Annotated in this window: 15 protein-coding genes and 1 tRNA gene; 6 read left to right on the forward strand and 10 right to left on the reverse strand. The window is 63.3% G+C overall.

Going from position 1 to position 16,089, the window contains the following annotated elements; genetic code table 11:
• Positions 1-37: 37 nt before the first annotated feature.
• Positions 38-2,053, reverse strand: coding sequence for an excinuclease ABC subunit UvrB (gene uvrB, locus ACNFH5_RS07810; RefSeq protein WP_416745065.1), 2,016 nt, complete (start codon positions 2,051-2,053; stop codon positions 38-40).
• 184 nt (positions 2,054-2,237) lie between these two features.
• Here uvrB and ACNFH5_RS07815 point away from each other — a divergent pair, with 184 nt between their 5' ends.
• Positions 2,238-3,434 carry an amino acid aminotransferase gene (locus ACNFH5_RS07815; protein ID WP_416745066.1) on the forward strand — a complete coding sequence of 399 codons (1,197 nt, stop codon included), beginning with the start codon at positions 2,238-2,240 and terminating at the stop codon, positions 3,432-3,434.
• Positions 3,435-3,503: 69 nt separating this feature from the next.
• A tRNA-Asn gene (locus ACNFH5_RS07820) sits at positions 3,504-3,579 on the forward strand.
• 392 nt (positions 3,580-3,971) lie between these two features.
• Here the strand turns inward: ACNFH5_RS07820 and ACNFH5_RS07825 are convergent.
• The 9 genes from ACNFH5_RS07825 to ACNFH5_RS07865 all read right to left on the reverse strand — a co-directional run bounded on the left by ACNFH5_RS07825 (position 3,972) and on the right by ACNFH5_RS07865 (position 11,639).
• Positions 3,972-4,319: a ComEA family DNA-binding protein gene (locus ACNFH5_RS07825; protein ID WP_416745067.1), complete on the reverse strand. Its 348-nt coding sequence runs from the start codon at positions 4,317-4,319 to the stop codon at positions 3,972-3,974.
• Positions 4,320-4,511: 192 nt separating this feature from the next.
• Positions 4,512-6,500, reverse strand: a complete 1,989-nt coding sequence (locus ACNFH5_RS07830) for a polysaccharide biosynthesis protein (RefSeq protein ID WP_416745068.1) — start codon at positions 6,498-6,500, stop codon at positions 4,512-4,514.
• Between the two features lie 71 nt (positions 6,501-6,571).
• Positions 6,572-7,597, reverse strand: coding sequence for an MraY family glycosyltransferase (locus tag ACNFH5_RS07835; protein WP_416745069.1), 1,026 nt, complete (start codon positions 7,595-7,597; stop codon positions 6,572-6,574).
• Entirely contained in the window at positions 7,594-8,556 is a 963-nt protein-coding gene (locus ACNFH5_RS07840) for a UDP-glucose 4-epimerase family protein (RefSeq protein WP_416745070.1), read from the reverse strand. Before ACNFH5_RS07840 ends, ACNFH5_RS07835 begins: the two co-directional genes overlap by 4 nt.
• Positions 8,557-8,611: 55 nt before the next feature.
• On the reverse strand, positions 8,612-9,706 hold the full coding sequence (locus tag ACNFH5_RS07845) for a hypothetical protein (RefSeq protein ID WP_416745071.1): 1,095 nt from the start codon (positions 9,704-9,706) through the stop codon (positions 8,612-8,614).
• A gap of 49 nt (positions 9,707-9,755) precedes the next feature.
• Entirely contained in the window at positions 9,756-10,061 is a 306-nt protein-coding gene (locus ACNFH5_RS07850; RefSeq protein WP_416745072.1) for a lipopolysaccharide assembly protein LapA domain-containing protein, read from the reverse strand.
• 33 nt (positions 10,062-10,094) lie between these two features.
• The gene (gene ihfB / locus ACNFH5_RS07855) at positions 10,095-10,379 is read right to left on the reverse strand and encodes an integration host factor subunit beta (RefSeq protein WP_015478091.1); all 285 of its coding nucleotides are present in this window, start codon (positions 10,377-10,379) and stop codon (positions 10,095-10,097) included.
• 198 nt (positions 10,380-10,577) lie between these two features.
• Positions 10,578-11,177: an FMN-dependent NADH-azoreductase gene (locus ACNFH5_RS07860; protein WP_416745073.1), complete on the reverse strand. Its 600-nt coding sequence runs from the start codon at positions 11,175-11,177 to the stop codon at positions 10,578-10,580.
• Between the two features lie 147 nt (positions 11,178-11,324).
• On the reverse strand, positions 11,325-11,639 hold the full coding sequence (locus tag ACNFH5_RS07865) for a 3-phosphoglycerate kinase (RefSeq protein ID WP_416745074.1): 315 nt from the start codon (positions 11,637-11,639) through the stop codon (positions 11,325-11,327).
• Between the two features lie 55 nt (positions 11,640-11,694).
• Here ACNFH5_RS07865 and ACNFH5_RS07870 point away from each other — a divergent pair, with 55 nt between their 5' ends.
• From ACNFH5_RS07870 to ACNFH5_RS07885, 4 genes are all read left to right on the forward strand, one after another.
• Positions 11,695-12,621 (forward strand): LysR family transcriptional regulator, encoded by a 927-nt coding sequence (locus ACNFH5_RS07870; protein ID WP_236198533.1) that lies wholly within the window; start codon positions 11,695-11,697, stop codon positions 12,619-12,621.
• A gap of 29 nt (positions 12,622-12,650) precedes the next feature.
• Positions 12,651-13,442 (forward strand): alpha/beta fold hydrolase, encoded by a 792-nt coding sequence (locus ACNFH5_RS07875; RefSeq protein WP_416745075.1) that lies wholly within the window; start codon positions 12,651-12,653, stop codon positions 13,440-13,442.
• Between the two features lie 29 nt (positions 13,443-13,471).
• Positions 13,472-14,032: a peptidylprolyl isomerase gene (locus ACNFH5_RS07880; protein ID WP_416745632.1), complete on the forward strand. Its 561-nt coding sequence runs from the start codon at positions 13,472-13,474 to the stop codon at positions 14,030-14,032.
• 77 nt (positions 14,033-14,109) lie between these two features.
• Positions 14,110-15,942 carry an ABC transporter ATP-binding protein gene (locus ACNFH5_RS07885; RefSeq protein WP_416745076.1) on the forward strand — a complete coding sequence of 611 codons (1,833 nt, stop codon included), beginning with the start codon at positions 14,110-14,112 and terminating at the stop codon, positions 15,940-15,942.
• Positions 15,943-16,089: the final 147 nt, after the last annotated feature.

A 16,089-nucleotide genomic window follows, 5' to 3' on the forward strand; every position in this document is an offset into this window, starting at 1 on the left:
GCGAGCAAGCTCGCCCCTACAAGAATCGCCAAGTTGATCAGCCCATGGACACAATGCGGTCGCGCAACTTGCCGATCTCGTCGCGCACGCCGGCCGCGGCCTCGAACTCCAGGTCGCGGGCCAACTGGTACATGCGCTCTTCCAGCTGCTTGATGCGCTTGCCGATCTCGTCGGGTGTGCGCAGCTCGTTCTCGTAGCGCCCGCTCTCCTCCGCCACTTTCGCCAGGCTGCGGCGCTTACCCTTGGCCCCCGGCACCACGGCTCCTTCGAGGATGTCCTTGATGTCCTTCTTCACGCCCTTGGGCACGATGCCGTGCTTGGCGTTGAACTCCAGCTGCTTGGTGCGGCGACGCTCGGTCTCGTTGATCGCGCGCTGCATCGAGCCGGTCATGTTATCGGCGTAGAGGATCGCCTTGCCGTGCAGGTTCCGCGCGGCGCGGCCGATGGTCTGGATCAACGAGCGCTCGGAGCGCAGGAAGCCCTCCTTGTCCGCATCGAGGATCGCAACCAGCGCCACTTCCGGCATGTCCAGGCCCTCGCGCAGCAGGTTGATGCCGACCAGCACGTCGAACTTGCCCAGGCGCAGGTCGCGGATGATTTCCACCCGCTCCACGGTATCGATATCCGAGTGCAGGTAGCGCACGCGCACGTCGTGGTCGCCCAGGTAGTCAGTAAGGTCCTCGGCCATGCGCTTGGTCAGGGTGGTGACCAGCACTCGCTGGTCCAGCGCCACGCGTTTACCGATTTCCGAGAGCAGGTCATCCACCTGAGTGGTCGCCGGGCGGATTTCCACTTCCGGGTCGACCAGGCCGGTGGGACGCACCACCTGCTCAACCACCCTTCCAGCATGCTGATCCTCATAGGGGCCAGGCGTCGCCGAAACGAAGATGGTCTGCGGGCTGATCGCCTCCCACTCCTCGAAGCGCAGCGGGCGGTTGTCCAATGCCGAGGGCAGGCGGAAGCCGTACTCCACCAGGGTTTCCTTGCGCGACCGGTCGCCCTTGTACATGGCGCCGACCTGGGGAACGCTGACGTGGGATTCGTCGATCACCAGCAGCGAATCGGCCGGCAGGTAGTCGTAGAGGGTTGGCGGCGGCTCGCCGGGACCGCGCCCCGAGAGGTAGCGCGAGTAGTTCTCGATGCCATTGCAGTAACCCAGCTCGAGGATCATCTCCAGGTCGAAGCGGGTGCGCTGCTCCAGGCGCTGGGCCTCCACCAGCTTGTTGTTGGTACGCAGGTAGTCCAGGCGCTGCTTGAGTTCGGCCTTGATGTGCTCCACCGCCTCCAGCAGCGTCTCCCGCGGGGTGACGTAGTGACTCTTGGGGTAGAAGGTGAAGCGCGGCAGCTTGGTCAGCACCTCGCCGGTGAGCGGATCGAAAGCGGCGATATTCTCCACTTCGTCGTCGAACAGCTCGACGCGGATGGCCTCCAGGTCCGATTCCGCCGGGAAGATATCGATCACATCGCCTCGCACCCGGAAGGTCGCGCGGGCGAAATCCATGTCATTGCGGGTGTACTGCAGGCTGGTGAGGCGGCGCAGCAGTTCGCGCTGGTCCATCTTGTCGCCGCGATCCAGGTGCAGAACCATCTTCAGGTAAGACGCCGGATCACCCAGGCCGTAGATCGACGACACGGTGCAGACGATGATGGCGTCCTTGCGCTCCAGCAGCGCCTTGGTCGCCGACAGCCGCATCTGCTCGATGTGGTCGTTGATCGAGGAGTCTTTCTCGATGTAGGTGTCCGAGGACGGCACATAGGCCTCGGGCTGGTAGTAGTCGTAGTAGGAGACGAAGTACTCGACGGCGTTGTTCGGGAAGAAGGTCTTGAACTCGCCGTAGAGCTGTGCGGCCAGCGTCTTGTTAGGCGCCAGCACCATTGTCGGGCGCTGCACCTGGGAGATGACGTTGGCGATGCTGAAGGTCTTGCCGGAGCCAGTCACCCCCAACAGCGTCTGGTGCGACAGCCCGGCTTCCAGCCCTTCCACCATCTGTCGGATGGCTTCGGGCTGATCGCCGGCCGGCTCGAACCGCGAATCCAGCTGGAATAACGACATGGGAACCTCGCTTTGACGTGTGACGCTTCGGTCGCCAAAGCGTCATACCAGTCGAAAAGCATGCGCGACAACTCGCCGCCTGCCATAGAGGCCTATATAATACCGGCCCGTCGACGCAACCCCCAGCGCCGTGAGCGGGCGGGTTGCAATTGCACTTCACTCCCGCCTTAGAGCTGCTGCCAAAATGAGTCTGTTCTCCGCTGTCGAAATGGCCCCCCGCGACCCGATCCTGGGCCTGAACGAAGCTTTCAACGCCGATACCCGTCCGGGCAAGATCAACCTGGGCGTAGGCGTTTACTACAACGAGGAAGGCCGTCTCCCGCTGCTGCGCGCCGTGCAGGCCGCGGAGAAAGCCCGTATCGAGGCCCACGCTCCGCGCGGCTACCTGCCGATCGAAGGCATCGCTGCCTACGATTCGGGCGTGCAGAAGCTGCTCTTCGGCGCTGATTCCGAGCTGCTGGCCGAAGGCCGCGTGGTCACCACCCAGGCTGTGGGCGGCACCGGAGCACTGAAAACCGGCGCCGACTTCCTCAAGCGCCTGCTGCCCAACGCCACCGTCGCCATCAGCGACCCGAGCTGGGAAAACCACCGCGCACTGTTCGAAGCGGCCGGCTTCCCGGTTCAGAACTACCGCTATTACGACGCTGCCACCAACGGCGTGAACCGCGTAGGCCTGCTGGAAGACCTGAACGCGCTGCCTTCTCAGTCGATCGTCGTCCTGCACGCCTGTTGCCATAATCCGACCGGCGTCGACCTGACCATGGACGACTGGAAGCAGGTCCTGGACGTGCTCAAGGCCAAGGGCCACGTGCCGTTCCTCGACATCGCCTACCAGGGCTTCGGCGACGGCATCGACGAAGACGCTTCCGCTGTGCGCCTGTTTGCCAAGTCGGGCCTGAACTTCTTCGTTTCCAGTTCCTTCTCCAAGTCGTTCTCGCTGTACGGCGAGCGCGTTGGCGCCCTGTCGGTCGTGACTGACAGCCGCGAGGAAGCCACCCGCGTCCTGTCCCAGGTCAAGCGCGTGATCCGCACCAACTACTCCAACCCGCCGACCCATGGCGCCAGCGTCGTCGCCGCCGTGCTGAACAGCCCGGAGCTGCGTGCGGTCTGGGAAGAAGAGCTGGGCGAAATGCGCACCCGCATCCGCGCCATGCGCGTGGCCATGGTCGAGCAACTGGCCGCCCTGGGCGCCAAGCGCGACTTCAGCTTCGTTGCTCAGCAGCGCGGCATGTTCTCCTACTCCGGCCTGACCGCCGAGCAGGTCGAGCGCCTGAAGAACGACTTCGGTATCTACGCCGTCGGCACCGGCCGCATCTGCGTTGCCGCGCTGAACAACGGCAACCTGGATACTGTCACCCGCGCCATCGTCCAGGTGCTGTAAAAAATTAAGGGGAAGTCATCGGAACATTGTTGACTTCCCCTTTTTAATCAGTAAGATACGCACCGTTGTTCCGCGATAGCTCAGTCGGTAGAGCAAATGACTGTTAATCATTGGGTCCCTGGTTCGAGTCCAGGTCGCGGAGCCAAATTCAAAGCCCTCGGCATATGCCGGGGGCTTTTTCTTTGTGCCGCTGGACTCTCTCCAGGGACTGCGTCCCAGGTAATTCCCCCTTCGGGGCCGCGCTGAAGCGCGTTCGGCTGACGCCGTCGAGTCCAGGTCGCGGAGCCAATATTCAAAGCCCTCGGCACATGCCGGGGGCTTTTTCTTAGTGCCGCTGGACTCTCTCCAGGGACTGCGTCCCAGGTGATTCCCCCTTCGGGGCCGCGCTGAAGCGCGTTCGGCTGACGCCGTCGAGTCCAGGTCGCGGAGCCAAATTCAAAGCCCTCGGCATATGCCGGGGGCTTTTTTATTGGGCGCATGAAGGTCCTGAACGGAAAAGCCGGCCAACGACCGGCTTTTCCATTTCATAAGGAAGGCTCAGAGCGAAATCCTGTCGCGGTTCTTATCCAGGGTGCTCTTGCCAATCCCCTTCACTTCCAACAGCTGATCGACACTGGTGAACGGACCATTACTGGTTCGGTAGTCGACGATAGCCTGGGCCTTCACCTTGCCGATGCCCTTCAGCGACTTCTGCAGTTCTTCGATGGACGCCGTGTTGATATTCACCGACTCCACCTGGGAAACAGGCGCCTTGGCGGCGGGAGCCGGCGCTTCGGCCGCCGGCTTGGCGGCGGGCTGGGCGCTTGTGGCTGCCTGAGCCAGGCCGGCAAAGGAAAGGCTGGCAATCAGGAACACGCTGGCGATGGAAAGCAGCTTCTTACTCATGGGTTGTTTCCTTATTGAATGACTTTTAGGCAGGCGCGGCCGCGCCGCCTGAAAGAACATATCGCCAGGAATACCCTTGAAAACGCCGGTTTAGAGAGTCAGCGGCAGTTTCCGGCGCCGCTGACAGATCGGAAAGAAAGGACTGACAACGCTCGCAGATACGAATACAGCGCCGTCTGCTACGAACCTGATTCAGGGCTCCATCCGTCGCTGCTGGTGGATCAGGTCGACGATCTCGCCCTCGGGGCAATAGCCGCTGACGGTTTCCCGCAACAGTTGCCGGACCCGCGCATAATTACCCTGGTCCACCGCCATGAGCAGGTCTGCCAGCACCAGCTTGAAGCCCTCCCAGTGCATCAGCTCCTCATTGGCCTTCATGATCATCGGATGCTCGGTGGCGCTGACGTTGTCGCCAATCAGCAGCTCTTCGTAGAGCTTCTCGCCGGGCCGCAGACCACTGAACTCGATGGAGATGTCACCGTGCGGGGTACGCTCGGAGCGAACACTCAGGCCGGACAGGTGGATCATCCGCTCGGCGAGCTCGAGAATCTTCACCGGTTGCCCCATGTCCAGCACGAAGACGTCGCCACCGCGCCCCATGGAACCGGCCTGAATCACCAACTGGGCCGCCTCGGGGATAGTCATGAAGTAGCGGGTGATCCCCGGATGGGTCACGGTAACCGGACCGCCGCGTTTGATCTGCTCACGGAACAGCGGGATCACCGAGCCGGATGAGCCGAGCACATTGCCGAAGCGAACCATGGTGAAACGGGTCTTGTTGACCTGGTGCACGCCGGACTTGTCGCCGAACAGCACCGGCGCCGACTCCTGGCTCAAGGCCTGCAGGATCATTTCCGCCAGACGCTTGGTGCTGCCCATGACATTGGTCGGCCGCACCGCCTTGTCGGTGGAAATCAGCACGAAGTGCTCCACCCCCGCCCGCACCGCCACCTGGGCGGTATGCAGGGTGCCCATCACATTGTTCAGCACGCCTTCGGAAATATTGTGCTCGACGATTGGCACATGCTTGTAAGCCGCAGCGTGGTAGACGGTGGCAACCTTCCAGGTGCGCATGACGTCGAGAAGGCGCTCGGCACTGCGCACCGAACCCAGGATCGGCACCAACTGCACCGCGAGGGACTCACGCTTGATGCGATTCTCCAACTCCTGGTGCACGCGATAGAGGTTGTATTCGCTGTGCTCGAACAGCACCAGCACGGTCGGCCCCGAGCCGAGGATCTGCCGGCAGAGTTCCGAACCGATAGAGCCGCCAGCGCCAGTGACCATCACCACTTCGCCACGAATGCAGTGCTCGAACAGCTCCTTGCGCGGCTCAACCGGGTCGCGTCCGAGCAGATCGGCGATATCCACTTCCTGGATGTCATCCACCCGCACCCGGCCGTTGGCCAGTTCGATGAACCCCGGAACACTTCGCACGTGGACCGGATAAGGCTCGAGGAGACCGAGAATTTCGCGGCGGCGGGCGCGCGTTGCAGAAGGGACAGCCAGCAGCACTTCCTGCACGCCGGTCTCGTCGATCATCTGCTGGATATGTTTGGGCTTGTAGACGCGCAGCCCCGCAATGACGCGGTTGGCGATCTCGTCGTCGTCGTCAATGAACGCCACCGGGCGCATCGCGCGACCGAGGCGCAAGGCGGCAACCAGTTGGTTGCCGGCAGAACCCGCACCGTAGACGGCGACTTTCGGCAGGCCATCCTGCTGCTTGAGAAAAGGAACGGCTTGTACCGTGCTGTACCAGTCACCCATGAAGTACTGCCGCATGGCCAAGCGCAGGCCACCAATCATCAGCAGGCTCAACCACCAGTAGTTCAGCACCAGCGAGCGCGGTACCGCCTCCGTCACCGAGCGGTTCCAGTAGACCACCAGCGAAAGCAGCAAAGCCGAGATCGTGACCGCTTTCCAGATGGCAATCAGCGCGTCATTGCCGAGATAACGCATGACCGCTCGGTACATGCCGAAGCGGATGAACAGCGGAATGGCCACAGCCGGTGCTGCCACGAACAGCCAGCCGTGCACGCGGAAGGGATACTCCAGATCGTCCGTGCCCAACCGCACGATGAACGCCAACCACAGCGCGAACCACACGAGGAAGATATCGGTGGTGACCTGCAGTAACCGTTTATGTCGTCTCGGAAGCCTCAGTAGGCGTTCTCGGAGCATCAGCGCTTGTCCTTAATCCCGAGCGGAGGAAATCGTCCACCCGCTACATTGACCACCAAATCCGGCGGAGTTCAGCTCACATCCTGTTCATCCGGACGACCTGCGCCCTGATGAGCTACGACAAGCACCAAAGGAGCATAGGCCACAATGAGCGCCAGCAAACCCGAAACTTGCCCCAGCGCCACCAGCAATGCCAGCGGCATGAGCCACAGCACATTGATGGCGGTCACCGCCAGCGATACCCGCAGGTGGCTGCCGTAACGCCGTGACGCGCGCTGGTAGGCATGGCTGCGATGCGCCTCGTAGACGCGCTCGCCGCGTATCAGGCGACGAATCAGGGTGAAGGTGGCGTCCACGATGAACACACCAAGCAGGATCAGCCAGCTCCAGATCAGTGGCGACGCCACCGACCCCGCCTGCAATGCCAGCCCCCCAAGGATCAGCCCGAGGAAACCGCTGCCCGCATCCCCCATGAAAATGCGCGCTGGAGGGAAATTCCAGACCAGGAATCCTGCCGCCGCCAGGCCCAGGATCAAAGGCAGCCAGGCCAATTGCGATGTTCCGACTGCCCATCCGCAAAGGGCGCCACCCAGGCAGACGCTGATGGCTTCCAGACCGGCGATCCCGTCGATACCGTCCATGAAGTTGTAGAGGTTGAGCAGCCAGACCAGGAACACCAGCCCCAGGAAATCCCCCAGCAGGCCCAGATCCAGCATCCCCCAGGGCATCGGGAGCGGAGGTACTCCACCCAGCCAGCACAGCAGCCAGAGCGCGGCGACAAAATGCCCGAGCAGACGCCAGCGTGCGGGAATATGGCGATGATCATCGAGGAAGCCAATGGCCGCGATCAGGGCACCTGCTGGCAGCAGGGCCAACAGACTGCGCCCATCCACTGCGCCGAGCAGGCCAGCCAACGGCAGGCAGCCGAGGAATCCCAGGACAATCGCGACACCGCCGCCGCGCGGCGTGGGAATCTGGTGCGAACTGCGGGCGTTCGGAATGTCCATGATGCTGCGCGCCAGTGCATAGCGGCGCACGCCGGCAGTCATGGTCCAGGACGCGACGAACACCGCAACCAGCAGCAATACCATGCTCATCGTTTCTGCTCCTGACTGAATTCCTTGGCCGCTTCCTGCAGCGCCTGCTCGACGCTGACCGGCGGAATCCAGCCCAACTGACGGCGCGTCGCGGAAATATCCACCTGCAGCGATCCCAGCAGGCGCCGGACCTGTTGGCTCCGCCCGGTCAGCAGCCCCAGCAGATGCAACAGCCCTGACGGAACCGGCAGCAGGCGCGGGCGAACCCCCAGCGCCTTGCTCAGACCGCGACACAACTGCGCCGTGGACAGATCCTCGCCATCACTCACCAGGAATACCTGCCCTGCCGCCGCCGGATGCTGGGCACAAAGCAGCAGCAAGTCGACCAGATTGTCCCGAGCCACCAGGCTGCGACGATTATCGATGGCCCCGAAGGGCAACGGCAGGCGACGCTGCAAGGCACGCATCAGGCTGGCGAAGTTGGCCTTCACGCCCGGTCCATAGACCAGCGGCGGGCGTACCACGACCACTTCCAATCCGGTCTGCGCGGCAACCGCGAACAGGGCTTGCTCAGCTTCGAGCTTGGACTGCCCGTAAGGGTCCTGCGGTTGCGGAGCCGCATCGGCAGTGAAGGGAAGGCCCGGCGCGGTTTCCTCGCCATTGACCTTGATCGAGCTGACGAAAACGAAACGTTTCACTCCAGCGGCGGCCGCTTCCTGCGCCAGATGCCGGGTCGCCTCGACATTGACGGAGCGAAACTCGGCGAGCGGATCGGCCGCCCGCTCATCCATGACGTGGACGCGCCCAGCGCAATGGATCACCACATCGACTCCGCGCAAGGCCTGCGCCCAGGATTGCGCCACGCTCAGCCCATCGATCTGCGCCACTTCGACGCCATCGGGCCATTGCGCCGCGATGCCGCGCTGGGAGACACGCACCTGCACATCGTCTTCCTGACGCAAGCGCGCCAGCACGCCTCGGCCGACAAATCCAGTCGCGCCCGTGAGTAGAACCTTCAATCCAGTACCTGCCGAACCTGACGCCTACGGCGTCTTCCATGTATGAGCGAACGTGTCAGAGCGGCGAGATGACCGGCCGCAGGGCATTCCAAGCGTGGCAACTGGGGCATTGCCAATGAAGCTCGCGGCCGGCGAATCCACACTTGCCGCATCGATAGCGCGGCATTGTCTTATACAAACCGATGATTATTGGAGCGATTTTTCCGGCAGCCGAGTCTTTTTCGCGATCGCTGCCGACCACCTCAAGGTACTCGCCGACACCCTGCCAGGAAGGATGGCGCTCCACCCGCTCCAGCAGGCTGTGCCGCCAGGTGGTCGCCCCTTCCGCCGGCTCGCTCTCGGCCAGCAGCGCGAGGATCGCCGGAGGCACCTCTTCGCCCATGGCCAACTCACGCAAGCAGGCCAGTAGCTCCGGCCGGGCGAGGCCATCATGACGTCGCAGCAGCGGCACGATCTCGCCCAGAAAAGCCTTGGCATCGCTGGCCAGCTCGCCAATGGTGGCGACCGCCGCAACCTGATCCTTGCGCCACAGCTCGCAGTCCAGCCGCATCAGCAGCGCACGCACGCAGCGCCTGTCGACACGACGGGCCTCACGCAGCAGCTCCTGCATGGCGCTGCGATCCCCGGTCTTGCCTTTTTCCTGGGCCAGCTCGCAGTAATAGTTGGCCCAGGCGGCGCTCAATTCGGGGCGGTTCGGCACCAACCGGGCCGCCAGCTCGACGGCTCGCGACCAGTTCTTCTCGCGCTCGCAGATCAGCCGCTGCTCATCCAGCGCCTCGAGGGAGATGGGCTCGTCGCGCTGCTGCGTCAACTCGTCCAGCAACTCTTCGGCGCTGCCGAGCAGGCCGCCAGCGATGTAATCGCGCGCCAGCTCCAGACGCACCTGTGCAACCAGCGAACCATCCTCGCCAGCGCGGCCCAGCAGGTCCTGGTGGATATGGATGGCTTTTTCGATATCGCCGCGTCGGCGGAATAGATTGCCGACGTGCAGGTGGCTTTCAAGAGTCTCCGGGCTGACGACTAGGCCCTGGGACAGGCTCTCCAGCGCGTCGTCAGAATGCCGCTCCAGCAAGTTGTGCATGCTGTGGACACGGGTCCGGAGGTTCGAGTCGGACGCGGGCTGGTTTCGGGAAAGGGAGCGACGCCCCATCCACCAGCCGATGGCCAGGGCGCAGAAGAAGAACAGCGTGGCGATGACGCTAGGCATGGTCCGTCAGCGACTTTTCACGCAGCGCGTCATTCTCCTTACGGAAACGAGTGACTTCGGAGCGCAGCCCGGTCATGCGGACGTGCGCCTTAGCGCGGAACGGAATGCTCAGCAGCAGGCCGATCACGCCACCCAGGATGAAGGCCAGGGAAATGAAGACCACCAGCGGCCACTGCGGCGACTGCCAGCCAAGGAAAGTCAGTTGGGTCGATTGCAGGTTTTCCAGGACGAAAACCACGACGACGGCGGCCAGAACGACCAACGCCAGAATCAGCAGGAAACGCTTTGCCCGAAGCATGGACACTCCTTCTTGAAGACGGATACCCCGGGGTCACTCGGGTTCATTGACGCGGTCGCGCAGCTCCTTGCCGGGCTTGAAGTGCGGGACGAACTTGCCGTCCAGGCGCACGGACTCGCCGGTCTTCGGATTGCGGCCGGTGCGCGGCGCACGGTAATGCAGCGAGAAGCTACCGAAACCCCGGATTTCGATGCGATCCCCAGTGGCCAGAGCCTGGGACATTTGCTCAAGCATGGTCTTGATCGCCAGCTCCACATCCTTTGCGGAAAGCTGCCCCTGATGGGTGACGATTCTCTCGATCAACTCCGACTTGGTCATGGTTTTCCCTTCTTTTTCAAGCGGCTAGATCAGCTCTAGGTTCTTTTAGCATGCTGGTCATGCTTTGAACAGCCCGAACGGGAAGGATGTGTTTTCATCCGGTCAAGTAGTTGGCAAATAAAAAATGGCCGATCTCCGGCAGAGGAGATCAGCCACGGTCGCGTCCAGGAGCGGGAGGACGCGCAAACAGGAAACGGATCAGGCGATGGCGGCAAGCTGCGCCTTGGCCTTGGCCAGGCCCTTCTCGGCGAACTCACCGCCCATGTTCAGGCCCTCGGCGTGGATGAAGGTCACGTCGTGAATGCCGACGAAGCCCAGCGCCTGGCGCAGGTAGGGTTCCTGGTGATCCAGCGCACCGCCGGCATAGATGCCACCGCGGCTGGTCAGGACGAAGGCGCGCTTGCCGGTAAGCAGGCCCTGGGGGCCGGTCTCGGTGTACTTGAAGGTGACACCGGCGCGCAGCACGTGGTCCAGCCAGGATTTCAGGGTGCTGGGGATGGCGAAGTTGTACATCGGCGCGGCCAGCACCAACACATCGGCGGCTTGCAGCTCGGCAGTCAGTTGATTGGAGCGTTCCAGTGCGGCACGTTCGACTTCGCTGTGCTCCTGCGCCGGCTTCATCCAGCCGCCCAGCAGATTGGCGTCCAGGTGTGGCACCTGCTCGAGGGCCAGATCACGGACCTGGATATCGTCAGCCGGGTGAGCGGCCTGCCACTGGGCGATGAAATCGCGGGTCAGCTGGCGGGAAACGGAACCATCCTGACGGGCACTGCTCTCGATAACCAGAACGCGGGACATGGACTGGACCTCCATCGGTCGTTGAATGTGTCGATGGAGGCCATCCTAAATATGAACAAATCGATAAAAAAGCGTAAATACTCGCTTCTAATTATCGAATAAATTGATTTCTTTCGGAGCAGCTTCTAATCTTGTCCGGCAGAAGTGTCAGGACGGGTTACAGGTCAATTTGATCCGCAGCTTGATCACCGCACGACTGAAGCTGGAAGTCAGGTTGGCTTCCTTGCCCGGCGCGATGCTGGCCTTGCGTACATGGGGCGTCTCGGGCCCGTTGACGAAGACTGCAGTGCAGGTCACCGACTGCTGCCCGACGTTGCGCAGGATGATCGCGCCCATCTGGTCGCCTATGTCCTGGGTCTCGACATCCAGCTCGGCACCATTGAGGCTCTTCTGCACTTCGATGGGATAGGCCAGGGCGGTCAGCGGCAACAGTGCCAGAACGGCACAACAGATTTTTTTCATGGCGGTCTCTTGTTGGTCTTCTGCGGACCGCCAGATTAGACAAGAGGAAGCGAGGATGAAAGCGCCCCGCGTTACCCTGGATCAGTGGAGAACCCTGCAGGCCGTGGTCGATCACGGTGGCTTCGCCCAGGCGGCGGAAGCCCTGCACCGTTCGCAGTCGTCGATCAGCTATACCGTGGCGCGCATGCAAGAGCAGCTCGGCGTGCCGCTGCTGCGCATCGACGGGCGCAAGGCCGTGCTCACAGAGGCCGGCGAAGTGCTGCTGCGGCGCTCGCGGCAACTGGTGAAATCCGCCGGCCAGCTCGAAGAACTGGCCCATCACATGGAGCAGGGCTGGGAGCCGGAAGTGCGCCTGGTGGTCGATGCCGCTTACCCGACCGTGCGCCTGGTCCGTGCCCTCTCCGCCTTCATGCCGCAGAGCCGTGGTTGCCGCGTACTGCTGCGCGAAGAGGTGCTGTCGGGCGTGGAGGAAGCCCTAGTGCAAGGTCATGCCGATCTTGCCATCAGCGGCCTGAACATCCCCGGCCACCTCGGCGCCGATCTCTCCATCGTCGACTTCGTCGCGGTCGCCCATCCCGATCATCCGCTGCATCGCTTGCAGCGTGAGGTCACCCACCAGGATCTGGAAACCCAGATGCAGGTAGTGATCCGCGACTCCGGCCGCCTGCAGCCGCGCGATGTCGGCTGGCTCGGTGCCGAGCAGCGCTGGACAGTGGGCAGCCTGGCCACCGCCGCCACCTTCGTCAGCAATGGCCTGGGCTTCGCCTGGCTGCCGCGGCACATGATCGAGCGCGAATTGCGCGACGGGCAGCTCAAGCCGCTGCCGATGAAACAGGGCGGCGTGCGCGAGAGCCGCTTCTATCTTTACCCGAACAAGGAAAAGCCCCTGGGCCCGGCCACGCAGATCCTCGTGGAGTTGCTGACCACCTTTGCCAACGTGCCCCTCGACGCCCATTTCGCCGCCCCGGAAAGCCCGGCCTGAATAAAGGCCGTACGGAAAAGGAGCCCGTCATGCCGTTCTTCGACCACGCCGGTCATCGCCTGCACTATGAGGAAAGCGGATTCGGCACACCGGTTTTGCTGGTGCACGGGCTCGGCTCCAGCACCCGCGACTGGGAGTATCAGGTGCCGGAGCTGGAGAAGCACCATCGGGTAATCGCCCTCGATGTACGCGGCCACGGCCAGTCGGACAAACCCCGCCAGCGCTACAGCATCGCTGCCTTTGCCGAGGACGTGGTCGCCCTGCTCGACCACCTGAGCCTGGGCCGCGTGCACCTGGTAGGCATCAGCATGGGCGGCATGATCGGCTTCGAACTGGCCACGCGCTGGCCGGAACGGCTGAACAGCCTGACCATCGTCAACAGCGCCCCGGAAGTGAAACCGCGCAGCCTGCGCGAGCATCTCGAAGTCGCGCGCCGGCTGTTTCTCGCCCATGTACTGGGCCTGGATACAGTGGGCAAGGCGCTGGGCAAGATGCTCTTTCCCAAGCCCGAGCAGAGCGACCTGCGCCGCAAGATCCAGCAGCGCTGGCCGCAGAACGACAAACGCGCCTATCTTTCCAGCCTGCACGCCATCATCGGCTGGGGTGTGCAGGAACGCCTCGCGCGCATAACCTGTCCAACCCTGGTGATCAGCGCCGACCGCGACTACACCCCGGTTTCGCTCAAGCAAGCCTACGTCGGGCGCATGCCCAACGCGCGCCTGGTGGTGATCGAGGATTCGCGCCACGCCACGCCGCTGGACCAGCCGGAAAGATTCAATACCACCCTGCTCGGCTTCCTCGAGCAGGTCGACCATCCCTAGAACCTTCAGGAAACATCCGCCAAATGACCCTGTTCAAACGCTTCCTGCTCGCTGCCTGCTCCCTGGTCCTGGCCGGTTCGGCGCTCGCCGCCGACAGCAAGAACCCGCATGTACTGCTGTCCACCACCTCGGGCGAAATCGAAATCGAGCTGTACGCCGACAAGGCGCCGATTTCCGTGAAGAACTACCTGTCCTACGTCGATAGCGGCTTCTACAACGGAACCATCTTCCACCGCGTCATTCCCAACTTCATGATCCAGGGCGGCGGCTTCACCGAAGCCATGAAAGAGAAGGACACCCAGGCGCCGATCAAGAACGAGGCCGACAACGGCCTGCTCAACGAGCGCGGCACCCTGGCCATGGCACGCACCAGTGACGTGAACTCCGCCACCAGCCAGTTCTTCATCAACCTGACCGGCAACGACTTCCTCAACCACGGCGCCCGTGACTTCGGCTACGCGGTGTTCGGCAAGGTCGTGCGCGGCATGGGCGTGGTCGACCAGATCGCCGGCGTGAAGACCGGCAACCGCGGCATGTTCCAGGACGTACCGACCACCCCGGTGGTCATCCTCTCCGCCAAGCGTCTGTGATTGCGCGCAACCACGGCTGACGGAGGCCATTCAAGGCGGGCCCAGGACGGGCTCGCCGACACAACCCGAGACCCATCATGCTTTACCGTCGTTTCGAGCGTCTGATTGATCCCTTCCGCGACGTCCCCGAGCGCATGCCGCCCTCCGACGTCGTTCGCTTCTACGTCTACTACCTGCGCCAGGTCTGGCCGGTATTCCTCGCCCTGCTGTTCGTCGGGCTGATCGTCGCGCTGATCGAAGTCGCGCTGTTCAGCTACCTGGGGCGCATCGTCGACCTCGCCCAGGGCACCGCCCCCGCCGACTTCTTCAGCGTGCACGGCCGCGAGCTGATCTGGATGGCCGCCGTCGCGCTGATCCTGCGCCCGGTGTTCAACGGCCTGCACGACATGCTGGTGCACCAGAGCATCAACCCCAGCATGACCAACCTGATCCGCTGGCAGAACCATCGCTACGTGCTCAAGCAGAGCCTGGGCTTCTTCCAGAACGACTTCGCCGGGCGCATCGCCCAGCGCATCATGCAGACCGGCAACTCCCTGCGCGACTCCGCCGTGCAGGTGGTAGACGCCATCTGGCACGTGGTGATCTACACCGTCAGCGCCCTGGTGCTGTTCGCCGAAGCCGACTGGCGCCTGATGATCCCGCTGATCCTCTGGGTGATCGGCTACGTTGGCGCGCTGGGCTACTTCATCCCGCAGGTGAAGCACCGTTCCGTTGTCGCCTCCGACTCGCGCTCCAAGCTCATGGGCCGCATCGTCGACGGCTACACCAACATCACGACCCTCAAGCTGTTCGCCCACACGCGGCAGGAAGAGGACTACGCCCGCGAAGCCATCGACGACCAGACTCGCAAGGCCCAAAGCGCCGGCCGCGTGGTGACCTCGATGGACGTTACCATTACCGTCTTCAACGGCCTGCTGATCGCCGGCACCACCGGTCTTGCCCTGTGGCTGTGGACCCAGTCGCTGATCTCGGTCGGCGCCATCGCCCTGGCTACCGGCCTGGTCATCCGCATCAACAACATGTCCGGCTGGATCATGTGGGTGGTCGGCGGCATCTTCGAGAACGTCGGCCAGGTACAGGACGGCATGCAGACCATCGCCCTGCCCCGCCAGGTCGTCGATGCCCCTGACGCCAAACCGCTGCTGGTGAGCCGTGGCGAAGTGCGCTTCGACCAGGTGGACTTCAGCTACGGCAAGGGCGGCGGCCTGATCAGCGGGCTGGACCTGACCGTGCGCCCCGGCGAGAAGATCGGCCTGGTCGGACCGTCCGGCGCCGGCAAGTCCACGCTGGTGAACCTGCTGCTGCGCCTGTACGACCTGGAGGGCGGGCGCATCCTGATCGACAACCAGGACATTGCCCACGTGACCCAGGAAAGCCTGCGCGCGCAGATCGGCATGGTCACCCAGGACACCTCCCTGCTGCACCGTTCGATCCGCGACAACCTGCTCTACGGCCGCCCGGACGCCAGCGAGGCGGAGTTGCAGGATGCAATCCAGAAGGCGCGCGCCTCGGAGTTCATTCCGCAGTTGAGCGACGCCGAGGGCCGCTTCGGCCTCGACGCCCACGTCGGTGAGCGCGGCGTGAAACTCTCCGGCGGCCAGCGCCAGCGCATTGCGATTACCCGCGTGCTACTCAAGGATGCGCCGATCCTTATCCTCGACGAAGCCACTTCGGCGCTGGACTCGGAAGTGGAAGCGGCGATCCAGGAAAGCCTGGAAACCCTGATGCAGGGCAAGACAGTGATCGCCATCGCTCACCGCCTTTCCACCATCGCGCGCATGGATCGCCTGGTGGTACTGGAGCATGGCCGCGTGGTCGAGAGCGGTAGCCATGCGGAGTTGCTGGCCCATGGTGGGCTCTATGCGCGGTTGTGGCGGCACCAGACAGGCGGGTTCGTCGGGGTGGATTGAATCCGCCCTGGCAAAATCGGGAGTCACGCCCGGTCCTTTCGCGAACAGCCCCGCGTCGGGTTTGTTCGCGAGCAAGCTCGCTCCTACAGGGAGCAGTCCTGCGCCGGGCTCGCTTTTCTGTAGGAGCGAACTTGCTCGCGAACCCTC

It is taken from the genome of Pseudomonas sp. NY15435, from assembly GCF_048068295.1.
GTDB lineage: Bacteria > Pseudomonadota > Gammaproteobacteria > Pseudomonadales > Pseudomonadaceae > Pseudomonas.